Below are 11,976 nucleotides of genomic sequence, written 5' to 3' on the forward strand. Positions count from 1 at the left end.
TATGTGGCGGGATAATGGATGACATGGCCAAGACACCAGCGCAGCGCATCAAGAAGCACGGAGCAAAGGCTGTGGTTCCCGATCACACCTTGCCCCCCGTGATCAACACCACCACCCAGCGCACCCCGCAAAAGGCGCAGGGCAACTCCAAGCTCATTGTGATCGCGGGCGTCGTGGCCAGCCTGTTCCTGTTCTGGTACCTGCACCTGCTGACCCTGAACCAGATGACCCAGCTCTCCGGCGGCCTGGCGATGCCGGACTCGCTGATCGGCGGCTTCTCACAGGACTACGTCTCGCAGCTCCGCGATGCCATGGATGAGTCCGCGCGCGGCCAGCTCAACTACGTCCACAAGACTGCCGGCACGCTGTTTCCGCTGATCTTCGGCTTCAGCTGGCTGCTGCTGATCGGCACCAATGTGGCGCGGAAGTCATGGCGTTGGGCCATGTGGGCTGCTCCGCTGCTGTTCGCGGTGGCCCACCTGTGGTCCAATGTGGCCATCGATTCCATGCTGTCAACGGACACGCCCGACGCCGGTGCGGTGGCTTTGGCCTCTTCGCTCACCGTTGCGTCGTGGGTGCTGTTCCTCATCAGCCTCCTGTGCGGCGTGGCTGCGGTGTTCCTGGGACGGAAGAACGCACCACAGCCCTGACAGCTTTCCTTTGCTTCGTCACCCGTCGTGCCACTACCAGGCCCACCATGGATAACCCCATGATGATCGGATAGGCCATGGTCCGTTCGATCGCACCCGGTTCCTCCACGCGCAGCCCCACTGCAAGGATGTAGATGGTGGTTCCCAGGGACACCGCACCGCACACGAGGACAAACCAGGACATCTGCGTATGCCTGCGCCACACGACGCCCAGGATCGCCAAGGACAGTGGCCCGGCAATGAAGTACATGCCCGCGCCGACCAGGTGCAACGCCAGGTCCGTGTCTTCGGGAACAAGCCCCACCATTGCCTGGCCTATGCCCGCAACGAGGATCAGCGCCCGCACAACCCCGGCCGCGAGCCAGGGAATGGACTCCGCTGCCCTGCGGGACTCCGAGGCCATCCGGGGAGTGATGACCCGCGCACCCGGCTCGGCCGCGATGGACAACACGGCCGTATTGACCAACACGGCGCCCAGAATCATGGCTGCGCCCTGAAGCACGAACGAGACATTCATCAACCAATTGAGCGGGGAACAGACTTCATACCCGTTGAAAGGTCCGCAGTGGGCCGCACCGAGATCGCTGATGACGTGTGCCCGCCGTTCATAGCCCGGGTTGCCCAGCCACGCAGCTATCGCCACGGCTTCCACTATGAAGTAGTGGATGGGCGTGATCGCTGCCCATCCCCCAACCAGCTCGCGTCTCCCGGCGAGGTCGGGCAGAAGCCCGCGGTCACTGCCGCGCGGACCGGCCGCCGTCGTCATAGCGCCAGAATAGACCCCGCCAAGGTCCGGCGCACCAGTTGTTCGCTTCTGCGTGCATCAGGGCCCCCCTCAGCCCAACCGTATTGCCTTCCGTTCCGTGTGCACCCGCTGGGCGATCACCAGCCCGGCTGCTGCCAACCCGATGGTCACCGGGTACCCCATCAGCCGCTCCACAAGGCCGGGCAGGGCAACTTCCATCCCGGTGACCCCACCAATGATGAGCGCAACGATACAAACCAGGCCGCACAGGGCAAGGAACCAGCTGACCGGAGTCTGCCGGAACCACAGGACGCCCAACAGCAGCAGGGCGAATCCACCGCCGATGAAGAACATCAGGGCACCTGCGAAATGCCATGGCGAGTCGAGGTCTTCAGGCACCAACCCAACAAGGACGGTTCCTACGCCGGCAACTCCGGTGAGGATCCGGATCGCGACGGCCAGGATCCACGGCACAGTCAGCACGCGGGCTGGAGCGGAATCGGCTGCAACGGACCGGAAACGCCGGGCAGCAACACCGGGTCGCGCTGCTACGCACAGGAGCCCGGCGGTCAGGAAGAGCGCACCCAGGATCAGGCCCAGTCCTTGGACCACGAAGGAGGCGTTCATCAGCAAGTGCAAGGGCGAGCAGACGGCCCTGTCCTCGTACACGCCACAAGAGATGGCTCCCAGGTCGCTGATGTAGCCAGTGGCCCTGCTGTAGGGCTCCGGACCTGCCCAGGCCTGGATCACGGCGGCTTCGGCCACAAAGTACTGGACGACGCTCAGCTGCGCCCAGCCGCCGATGTTCGCCCTGACGCTGCGGAGGTTGGGGAGGAACGATCCGGCCGGTGCTGCTGCAGTCGAGTGCCCTTTCATGGTCGCCAGCCTAGCGGTGTTCGGGCAGCGCCCCGGCAGCTTGTATGCTTGTAGTCGTGTCCGGGCCCTCGAGCTCCAGCAGTGGGATTCAGAGCCATGGACACACAGGCCCTCGTAGCTCAGTGGATAGAGCACGGCTCTCCTAAAGCCGGTGTCGTTGGTTCGATTCCAATCGAGGGCACTTGAACCACCAGGAACCCATCCAGGACTTGCAGGCCTACTTGGCCGGCAGCTGGACTGTGGAGCGGACACTCCTGGACCGCGCCTCCGGCACCCGCGGTACTTTTACCGGCGTCGTGCGTTATGCACTGAACCCCGACGGCGGCCTGGACTACCGCGAAGACGGCACCATGCACTGGCCTACCCATTCCGGCCCGGCTTTCCGCGAGTATGTCCTCGCACCAGGCGCCGCCACGGATTCGATGGACGTGTTCTTTCCCGACGGCAGGCCCTTCCACATCATGAGCTTCTCTGAGCAGGGCAACCAGGACAAGCACTGGTGCGATCCCGACGATTACCGCGTCAACTACGTCCTTGAGGGCCCGGATTCGTTCAGCTTTACATGGGATGTCCATGGGCCCGCCAAGGATTTGCTCCTGGAATCGCACCTGGTCCGACTCAACGCCGGGAGGCAATTGTGACCACTACGGACCTCATCGTGGTCAGCGCCGTTTGCGTCTACAACGACGAAGGCCACCTGCTCACCGTTCGCAAGCGCGGGACGGACAAGTTCATGCATCCGGGCGGCAAGCCCGAGCCCGGCGAAACAGCGGCTGAAGCAGCTTCGCGGGAACTGTCGGAAGAAGTCGGCATCGAAGTAGCAGCGGAGCGGCTCCAGCCCCTTGGTGTCTGGCTTGCCGTGGCCGCCAACGAAGCAGCAACGAACATTGAGGCCACAGTCTTCACCGCTCCCGGAACCTGGGAGGCGCATCCTTCGGCGGAGATCGCCGAGATTCGTTGGCTGGACCTGAACGGGCCGTTGCCCACGGACCTCGCGCCCCTGCTGACGGACCACGTCATCCCGCTGCTGACCACGCCCAGGTAGGTAGCAGATCAGCTACAGCTCCGGGACGGCTTCCTGGGCCACCGCTGTGGCTTCGGCGAATTGGGTTTGATACAGCTCGGCGTACCTTCCCTCTGCCGCAAGCAGTTCGGTGTGCGTGCCGCGTTCCACGATCCTGCCGTCCTCAACCACCAAAATGGCGTCCGCCGCACGGATGGTGGACAGCCTGTGCGCAATCACGACGGCGGTACGCCCCTCGAGCGCCTCGCCCAAGGCCGCCTGCACGGCGGCTTCGTTGGTGGAATCCAAGGCCGCAGTGGCTTCGTCGAGGATCACAACCCGCGGCTGCTTGATCAGGAGGCGGGCAATGGTGAGGCGTTGGCGTTCACCGCCGGAGAGCCGGTAGCCGCGCTCCCCCACCACGGTTTCCAAGCCGTCAGGCAATGACCGGATCATCGGTTCCAGGCGTGCCCGGCGGAGCACATCCCACATGTCGTCTTCGGTGGCATCCGGACGGGCGAGGCGCAGGTTGGACGCGATGCTTTCGTGGAACAGGTGGCCGTCCTGGGTCACCATGCCCATCGTGTCCCGCAGGGAATCGAAACTTAGATCGCGGACATCCACACCGGTTCCGGGGTTCTGTCCGCCAAGGCGCACGGCGCCTGAATCGACGTCGTACAAACGCGAGAGCAGCTGGGCCACTGTGGACTTGCCCGCACCCGAGGAGCCCACCAAGGCCACAGTCTGGCCGGGTTCCACCCTGAAGCTGATCCCGTGCAGGACTTCCTCGCCGCCCCGGGTGTCCAGGGTTGCCACCTCTTCCAACGAGGCAAGGGACACTTTATCCGCGGAAGGGTAGGAGAAGCGGACGTCGTCGAACTCCACGGCCACCGGTCCGGCCGGAACTTCCACGGCGTCCGGTTTCTGGGTGATCAGGGGCTGCAGGTCCAGGATCTCAAACACCCGCTCGAAGCTGACCAGCGCGCTCATGATTTCCACACGGGCGTTGGACAGCGCTGTCAGCGGAGCGTAGAGGCGGGTCAGCAGGAGCGCCAGGACCACCACGTCACCGGGCGCCAGTTGCCCGCCGATGGCCAGCCAGCCGCCGAGTCCGTAGACCAGGGCAAGAGCCAACGCCGACACCAGGGTCAGTGCCGTGACGAAGGTGAACTGCAGCATCGCAGTCCGGATACCGATGTCCCGCACCCGTCCCGCGCGGGCAGCGAATTCCCGGGATTCCTCGTCGGGGCGGCCGAACAGCTTCACCAGGGTGGCACCCGGTGCGGAGAACCGCTCGGTCATCTGCGTACCCATGGCCGCGTTGTGCGCAGCAGCCTCACGGCGGAGGTCCGCCAACTTGGAGCCCATGCGCCGGGCAGGGATCAGGAAGATGGGCAGCAGGACCATGGCCAGCACGGTCACCAACCATGACGTGTTCAGCATGACCGCAAGTGTGAGGGCCAAAGCCACCACGTTGCTGACCACTCCGGACAGCGTGCCGGCGAAGGCGGACTGCGCTCCGATGACGTCATTGTTCAGTCGGCTGACCAGGGCACCGGTGCGGGTCCTGGTGAAGAAGGCAATGGGCATGCGTTGCACATGGTCAAAGACGCGGGTGCGGAGATCCACAATGACGCCCTCGCCAATGATGGATGACAGCCAGCGGGTCACCAGCCCCACACCGGCCTCGCCTACGGCGACGATGGCGATCAGGACGGCGAGCCAAATCACCGTTCCAACACCGGCGTTGGCGATGATGGCGTCAACTACCTGACCTGCCAGCACGGGCGTCGCAACAGCCAGGAAAGCACCTGCGATGGAAGCGATCACGAAGGCAATGAGCTTGGCCTTGTGCGGGGCAGCAAAAGCCATAACGCGCTTCAGCGTTTCCTTGGAGAACGGTTTCGATCCGCTCTTGGCAGTGGTGATGTTGTACAGCGAGCTCCAGGCCACGCGGTCCATGCTCATGGTTGTTTCTCCTGGCTTGGGGTGTGGTGAAGTTCCTGGACTTGGCCGTTCTCGAGGTGCCAGCGGGAATCGAGCCGAACGTTTTCCAACAGCCGGCGGTCATGGGTGACCAGCAGGAGCGCGCCCTCGTAGCTTTCCAGCGCCTCTTCAAGCTGCTCGATCGCAGGGAGGTCCAAATGGTTGGTGGGCTCGTCCAGCACCAGGAGGTTGACGCCACGGGCCTGCAGCAGGGCCAGGGCAGCACGGGTCCGCTCCCCCGGGGACAACGAATCCACTGTCCGAGCGGTGTGGTCCGCCTTCAGGCCGAACTTGGCCAAAAGCGTCCGGACATCCGCACTGTTCCAGTCCACCAGCACGGCTTCCACTGCATCTCCGAGCGGCTGCCCGCCGTCGAGCAGTCCACGCGCCTGGTCGATTTCGCCGATGGCGACGGAGGCGCCCATGGAGGCATCGCCGTCGTCCGGTTCCTGCGTTCCCAGCAGCAGGCGCAGGAGCGTCGACTTGCCGGCCCCGTTCGGTCCTGTGATGCCGATGCGTTCGCCGCCGTTGAGTTGGAGGTTCACCGGTCCCAGCGTGAAGTCACCTTGGCGCGCGACGACGTCACGCAAGGTGGCGACGACGGCACTGGAGCGGGGTGCCTGGCCGATGCTGAACTGAAGCTGCCATTCCTTGCGAGGTTCTTCGACCTCGGTGAGCCTGGCAATCCGGGACTCCATCTGGCGGACCTTCTGGGCCTGCTTCTCCGAGGATTCGCTGCTCGCGGCGCGCCGGATCTTGTCGTTGTCCGGGTTCTTCTTCATGGCGTTCCGGACGCCTTGGGAACTCCATTCCCGTTGGGTGCGCGCGCGGGACACCAGGTCTGCCTTGGTGTTGGCGAACTCTTCGTAGCGTTCACGGGCGTGGCGCCTGGCTACTGCACGCTCTTCGAGGAAGGCCTCGTATCCGCCGTCATAAACGGCCACGGAATTCTGGGCGAGGTCCAGTTCCACCACGGTAGTGACGCAGCGGGCCAGGAATTCACGGTCGTGGGACACCAGCACCACGCCGCCGCGCAGGCCCTGGACGAAAGCCTCCAGGCGGGCCAGGCCGTCGAGGTCAAGATCGTTGGTGGGTTCGTCAAGGAGGACGACGTCGAAGCGGCTGAGCAGCAATGCAGCCAATGCCACGCGCGCGGCCTGTCCGCCGGAAAGTCCGGTCATGAGGGCCTCTGCGCCAAGCTCCAGCCCGAGGTCCGCCAGCACGGCCGGGATACGGTCTTCCAGGTCTGCTGCCCCTGACGCCATCCAGCGGTCGAAGGCCAGGGAGTAGGCGTCATCGGCGCCGGGAGCCCCGGAGCCGAGGGCCTCTGCGGTGGATTCCATCTCTGTCGTTGCCTGGGCGCAGCCGGTGCGCCGGGCAATGTAGGCCCCGATTGTTTCGCCGGCAGTGCGCTCGTGCTCCTGCGGCAACCAGCCAACAAACGCGTCCGACGGCGCCAGGCTGACGCTGCCCGCTTGGGGCTGGTCCACGCCGGCAAGGATGCGCAGCAGCGTGGATTTACCGGCACCGTTCGCGCCGACGACGCCCACAACGTCGCCGGGAGCCACCGTCAGGGAAAGTTCGGAAAAGAGTGTTCGATGGCCGTGGCCACCGGCAAGATTCTTGGCCACCAAGGTTGCTGTCATTTGTGTATCCTCCAGCAGGGAAAACGCAGGAATTCAGGCCGCGATTCCCGCAGGCATGGAAAAACCCGTTGGTCCGGACTTGGGGGGTGTACGGACCAACGGGTTCAAGCATCAAGCATAATTCAATGTGGCGTCCGCGTAAAATCGATTCGTACTCCCACTTACGGCCTACTCCTGTCCTGCCCCGCGACCCTTCCCGGAAAGTTCCACATGCCCTTACAGTCCAAGGCGTTCCAGCGCTGGCTTCACGGCGTTGCGCCCGATGCCAGTACAGCTGACGTCTGCAGGATCGCCGGCATCAAGCGGACAACACTGGCCCAGCAGTTGGTCCGCGGCAAGGTTGCCGAGTCCACTTTGGTGAGTATCAGCCGCGGCTTCCAGCTGAGCCCCGTGGAAGCACTGTCCACTTTCGATCTTTACTCCGAACTCCGCGGCGCCCCGGTCCCGCCCACGGGCTGCGAACTCGTGAGCCAGATCGCCACCATCGATTTGCTGCGCGCGGTAGTGGACCGAAGCGAACCAGGTTCCGCGCCCGCTGGCCACCTTTCCGAACCACCGCACCCTACGTCGGTGCGGAACTGGGTGGACGCAATCGACGACGGCGAGTTACGCCACCGGGTCAGCGACACCACGGGGATCGCCCCGCAAAATTTCTCGGCACATTTGACGGCCAACAGGCTTCCACCAGAACTCGCCATCGCCACCTCACGGGCAGCAGGAGTGGGACCGGCCGGAGGACTGGTGGCGGGCGGGCTCATCACCGAAGCCGAGGCCGGATGGCCACCCAATGCCCGGCAGGAGGCGCTGGACAAAATGTCCCAAAGCGAACTGGTAACCCTGGCCGGCGAACGGCTACTGGCCCTCGGTAAGACACTGCGCCGCCAGGAACAAGACCACGAACGTACTGAACGAATATGGGAGAACCTCGGATGACGGCTGTCCTGCCTTGGGTGACGCTGGTTGTTTGCCTGGCAATTACGCTTGCGCGGATCCCAAGCCTGATCCGGGGCGAGAACCGGGTGGTTTTCTACATCTTCGCGTTGATCACCCTGGACATCCTCCTCAGCATCGAGGGGCCCTACCTTGCCATCGACGCACTCTTGGGCGGAATCAACGTCACTAACCTGGTCCTGCGGTTCCTGCTCTACGGAACGTTCCTGCTCATGGGCATCAAGATCGCCATGGGGTTCGGCTCGCAGTCAGCCGTCCGCGCCATACGCGGCCCCTGGGGGCTGACCGTCCTGGGATTCACCGTGGCGCTGACCATTTTCTTCTTCGTCATCACGGACACACGCGGTTCCACTGTGGGCATGACGGGGCTGACGTGGGGACCTTCGATGGAGGCCTACGCGGCGCTGGGGCGCTTTTATCCCGGCTATGTGTCGGCTTGTTTGTTGCCTGCGATCTGGCGGACCATCGTTGGCCGCTACCCTGCCTTGCTCAGGGGTGCCTCAGCCCTGCTCTTCCTCGGCCTGGCCCTGCTGTTGATCTCCCAGCTCTTCCCCCTGATCCCCTTGGTCCACCTGTGGTTGCGTTCGCTGATCAACTACTCCGCAGTGCTGGCCACGGCCATTGGGTTGGCCGGGATCTGGTTTTCGAAAGCCTATTCGCGCCGAAAACGACGTCTCTCGGCGTAAGACTTTCACAAAACCATTAGATCGTGGCACAATCATGAATGTGTGAACGCGGTTGCAGCCTGACACCGGAATCAGAGAACGGGTTTCCGGTGGATGTGGCGCCCACGTGAACACAATTGGGGGGATGAGTGGTGGCGGGCTGTTGGGGACCGCCCCCACTCAGCCTTTTTAACGCCCCTGTTGCCGGTCGCCGGCGGCCCCACACCCAGCAAGGTTCCTTACGGTGGCTAAGATGGCTCCATGAACAGCCTTCGCACCCGACGCTCTGTCCTCGCAGCTACGCTGGCCTCGGCCGCCCTTGCACTTTCTGCGTGCGGTGGCGGGTCCACGCCCGCACAGTCAGGCGGCGACACGTCCCTTTCAGATGTGAAGTCCAAAGGTGAACTGGTGATCGCCACCGAGGGTACCTACCGTCCCTTCAGCTTCCATGCTGACGGCGCAGGCGAACTGACCGGATTCGACGTCGAGATCGCCCAGGCCGTGGCCGGGAAACTCGGCGTGAAGGCCTCGTTCCAGGAAACGCAGTTCGATGGCATCTTCGCCGGGCTGGACTCCAAGCGCTTCGACACCATCGCCAACCAGATTTCCATCAATGATGAGCGCAAGGCCAAATACGACTTCTCCACGCCCTACACCGTCTCCACCGGAGTGGTGGTGACCAAGTCGGACAACACCAGCATTAACAGCTTCGCGGACCTCAAGGGCAAGACCACGGCACAATCGCTGACCAGCAACTTCTACAAGATGGCCGTTGAAGCCGGCGCCAATGTCCAGGCGGTTGAGGGCTGGGCGCAGTCCGCCACCCTGGTGCAGCAGGGACGCGTGGATGCCACCGTGAACGACAAACTCACCTACTTGGACTACGCCAAGAACACTCCCGACTCCGGGCTGAAGGTCGCGGCGGAAGCGCCGGAGAAGACCGAGAGTGCGTTGGTCTTCCGCAAGGGGTCCACCGAGCTCACCGCAGCGGTGGACAAGGCGCTGGCCGATCTCCGGGCCGATGGCACCCTTGCGAAGATTTCGGATAAGTACTTCGGCGCAGATGTCACCAAATAAATGAACTGGGACCTCATCTGGAGTTCCTTCGGGCCGATCATTACCGGCGCCGTCACGGGCACCATACCCCTGACCCTTGCCTCGTTCGCCTTCGGGCTGGTTTTGGCGTTGGTGGTTGCGCTGTTGCGGCTGAGCCCCAACTGGTTCCTCTCGGGCCTGGGGCGCTTCTACGTATCGGTCATCCGAGGCACGCCCCTGCTGGTGCAGCTCTTCGTGATTTTCTTCGGGCTACCCAGCATCGGGGTCAGGCTGGATCCCTGGCCCAGCGCCATCATCGCGTTCTCCCTGAATGTGGGCGGCTACGCGGCCGAGATCATCCGCGCCGCCATCCTGTCCGTGCCCAAGGGCCAGTGGGAAGCCGGCCACACCATCGGCATGTCGCGCCCGCAGACCCTGGTCCGCATCATCCTCCCCCAAGCCGCAAGGGTGTCAGTACCGCCGTTGTCCAACACCTTTATTTCACTGGTGAAGGACACGTCCCTCGCATCATTGATCCTGGTCACCGAACTCTTCCGCAACGCCCAGCAAATTGCGGCGTTCAGCAACGAGTTCCTGATCCTCTACTTGCAGGCAGCCCTGGTCTACTGGGTCATCTGCCTGGTCCTTTCCACCACGCAGTCCGCCGTGGAAAAGAGATTGGACCGCTATGTCGCCCACTAACGAATCCATCCCGGAGCCGAGCGCTACGTCTGTCCTGAAAGCAAGGAACCTCGCCAAGGCGTTCGGAAGCAACGTGGTGCTGCGGGACATCGACATCGATATCCGCCGCGGCCAGGTGGTAGCCCTGATCGGTCCCTCAGGCTCAGGCAAGACCACCGTCCTGCGCTCGCTCAACGGCCTTGAAATTCCCGACGGCGGCACGGTCACCTTCGGGGACAGCGATGCCGCGGGCGGTCTGGCCATCGACTTCGATGCCAAAGTTGGCAAGAAGGAGATCGCAGCGCTGCGGAACCGGAGCGCCATGGTCTTCCAGCACTACAACCTGTTCCCGCACATGACGGTCCTGAAGAACATTATCGAGGGCCCCGTCCAGGTCCAGAAGCGGCCGCGTGCCGAAGCCATCGCCGAAGCCGAACGCCTGCTGGAACGGGTTGGCCTTGCCGACAAGCGCGACGCGTACCCTTTTGAGCTCTCCGGCGGACAGCAGCAGCGTGTGGGCATTGTCAGGGCCCTTGCCCTCAAGCCCCAGTTGCTCCTGTTCGACGAGCCTACGTCCGCGCTGGACCCCGAATTGGTGGGAGACGTCCTGGGCGTCATCAAGGAACTCGCTGAAGAGGGCTGGACCATGGTGATCGTGACCCATGAACTTGCTTTCGCCCAGCACGTGGCGGACGAGGTCATCTTCATGGATGGCGGCGTGGTGGTGGAACGGGGTCCTGCTGCCGAGGTGCTGCGCGCACCCCGGCAGGAACGGACCAAACTTTTTGTCAAACGGCTACAGCACGACGTCTAGGAGACTCAAGAAAATGGGGGAAGAGACTTTGGATGCAGCAGCCCAACCAGGCCGCAGAAAGTCCCGGCGTACTATCATCATCGTCGCAGTGGTTGTCATCGCTGTCCTGGCTGGAGGACTCGGCACGTGGTTTGCCCTCTCCCGCCCGGCAGGCGTCCAGCGCGCAGATGTGGTCCGTTTGGACAAGGAACGCCTCATACTGGACAACTCAATGAACCTCTACGATCCGCTGGTCACCCAGTTCTCGGTCCGGCTGACGAATGTGATGTCCGAAACCGCCGGGCAAGAGGCCAAGGACACGGTCCTCAACCAGGATGGTGACCGCTTGAAACGCGAGTCAGGGATAAACCGGGACCGTTTGGTACGGATGGGGTCATCACCGGCAGTGCAGGAACAGGAAATCCGCGACGCCTACAACCGGTTCAAAGAGCACTACGGAGCCGTGATCGCCTACAACGATCAACTGGTGGTCAACACGGCGAACATTACCCAATCCATTGGTGGTCCCTGCGCTCCCCTGCATTCGTCCTTGAATGTTGGCAGCGAGACCTACTCCGCAGATTACGTCAAGGCTGCAGAGTCCTGCCTAACGGCCATAGCCTCAGCCAAGGAGAACACCGACGCCGGGACAACCGAACTCCTGACCTCTGTTGAGGGCATCATCCGCGGACAGCGGGACAAACAACAGGAAGCCCTGGATGGCAAGGACGAATTCGAACGCCTGGCCAAACGGATGCTGGCTGGCCTGGCGATGCTGGATATCAACGACGCACTCAAAACCGCCGAAACAAAGTATGAAAGCTCCGCGAAGGAGCAATACACCCAGCTCATCAATAACGCCAATGACTCCAACAAAGAGTTTGAAAGTGCCCTCAAGAAGCGCACGGACCAGTTTGATGCTGCAGGCAAGGACGGGGAATAGCC

13 protein-coding genes and 1 tRNA gene are annotated in these 11,976 nt (G+C 63.2%); 10 read left to right on the forward strand and 4 right to left on the reverse strand.

The annotated features are described in order from the left end of the window. Nucleotides 1–23: 23 nt before the first annotated feature. Nucleotides 24–650: a hypothetical protein gene (locus ACSSVG_RS04935; protein WP_253466690.1), complete on the forward strand. Its 627-nt coding sequence runs from the start codon at nt 24–26 to the stop codon at nt 648–650. On the opposite strand, the gene ACSSVG_RS04940 is transcribed toward ACSSVG_RS04935, so the two are convergent. Continuing rightward, nucleotides 589–1,416 (reverse strand): DUF998 domain-containing protein, encoded by an 828-nt coding sequence (locus ACSSVG_RS04940; protein ID WP_253466687.1) that lies wholly within the window; start codon nt 1,414–1,416, stop codon nt 589–591. The genes ACSSVG_RS04935 and ACSSVG_RS04940 overlap by 62 nt on opposite strands. Nucleotides 1,417–1,485: 69 nt before the next feature. Next, complete coding sequence (locus tag ACSSVG_RS04945) at nt 1,486–2,271, reverse strand: DUF998 domain-containing protein (protein ID WP_492417641.1); 786 nt, start codon at nt 2,269–2,271, stop codon at nt 1,486–1,488. A 108-nt stretch (nt 2,272–2,379) separates the two neighbouring features. Here ACSSVG_RS04945 and ACSSVG_RS04950 point away from each other — a divergent pair. The 3 genes from ACSSVG_RS04950 (at nt 2,380) to ACSSVG_RS04960 (ending at nt 3,316) form a co-directional block, all read left to right on the forward strand. Then, nucleotides 2,380–2,452 (forward strand) — tRNA-Arg (locus ACSSVG_RS04950). A gap of 1 nt (nt 2,453) precedes the next feature. Further along, entirely contained in the window at nt 2,454–2,912 is a 459-nt protein-coding gene (locus ACSSVG_RS04955; RefSeq protein ID WP_492417643.1) for a DUF6314 family protein, read from the forward strand. Continuing rightward, on the forward strand, nt 2,909–3,316 hold the full coding sequence (locus ACSSVG_RS04960; protein WP_492417645.1) for an NUDIX hydrolase: 408 nt from the start codon (nt 2,909–2,911) through the stop codon (nt 3,314–3,316). The genes ACSSVG_RS04955 and ACSSVG_RS04960 overlap by 4 nt, the downstream gene beginning before the upstream one ends. A 12-nt stretch (nt 3,317–3,328) precedes the next feature. On the opposite strand, the gene ACSSVG_RS04965 is transcribed toward ACSSVG_RS04960, so the two are convergent. Together ACSSVG_RS04965 and ACSSVG_RS04970 are read right to left on the reverse strand one after the other, a co-directional pair. Then, nucleotides 3,329–5,242, reverse strand: a complete 1,914-nt coding sequence (locus ACSSVG_RS04965) for an ABC transporter ATP-binding protein (RefSeq protein WP_231339590.1) — start codon at nt 5,240–5,242, stop codon at nt 3,329–3,331. Next, complete coding sequence (locus ACSSVG_RS04970; RefSeq protein WP_492417647.1) at nt 5,239–6,906, reverse strand: ABC-F family ATP-binding cassette domain-containing protein; 1,668 nt, start codon at nt 6,904–6,906, stop codon at nt 5,239–5,241. Before ACSSVG_RS04970 ends, ACSSVG_RS04965 begins: the two co-directional genes overlap by 4 nt. Before the next feature lie 210 nt (nt 6,907–7,116). On the opposite strand from ACSSVG_RS04970, the gene ACSSVG_RS04975 reads away from it, so the two are divergent. The 6 genes from ACSSVG_RS04975 (at nt 7,117) to ACSSVG_RS05000 (ending at nt 11,974) form a co-directional block, all read left to right on the forward strand. Then, on the forward strand, nt 7,117–7,839 hold the full coding sequence (locus ACSSVG_RS04975) for a hypothetical protein (protein ID WP_231339592.1): 723 nt from the start codon (nt 7,117–7,119) through the stop codon (nt 7,837–7,839). Continuing rightward, nucleotides 7,836–8,543, forward strand: coding sequence for a hypothetical protein (locus ACSSVG_RS04980; protein ID WP_231339593.1), 708 nt, complete (start codon nt 7,836–7,838; stop codon nt 8,541–8,543). Before ACSSVG_RS04975 ends, ACSSVG_RS04980 begins: the two co-directional genes overlap by 4 nt. Before the next feature lie 240 nt (nt 8,544–8,783). Further along, nucleotides 8,784–9,599 carry an amino acid ABC transporter substrate-binding protein gene (locus ACSSVG_RS04985; RefSeq protein WP_492417649.1) on the forward strand — a complete coding sequence of 272 codons (816 nt, stop codon included), beginning with the start codon at nt 8,784–8,786 and terminating at the stop codon, nt 9,597–9,599. Next, nucleotides 9,600–10,259, forward strand: a complete 660-nt coding sequence (locus tag ACSSVG_RS04990; protein WP_492417651.1) for an amino acid ABC transporter permease — start codon at nt 9,600–9,602, stop codon at nt 10,257–10,259. It begins immediately after the preceding gene. Then, the gene (locus ACSSVG_RS04995) at nt 10,246–11,052 is read left to right on the forward strand and encodes an amino acid ABC transporter ATP-binding protein (protein ID WP_492417652.1); all 807 of its coding nucleotides are present in this window, start codon (nt 10,246–10,248) and stop codon (nt 11,050–11,052) included. The genes ACSSVG_RS04990 and ACSSVG_RS04995 overlap by 14 nt, the downstream gene beginning before the upstream one ends. 13 nt (nt 11,053–11,065) lie before the next feature. Further along, entirely contained in the window at nt 11,066–11,974 is a 909-nt protein-coding gene (locus tag ACSSVG_RS05000) for a hypothetical protein (RefSeq protein ID WP_492417654.1), read from the forward strand. Nucleotides 11,975–11,976 lie beyond the last annotated feature (2 nt).

Source organism: Paenarthrobacter sp. E2MeOHC11 (assembly GCF_058744955.1).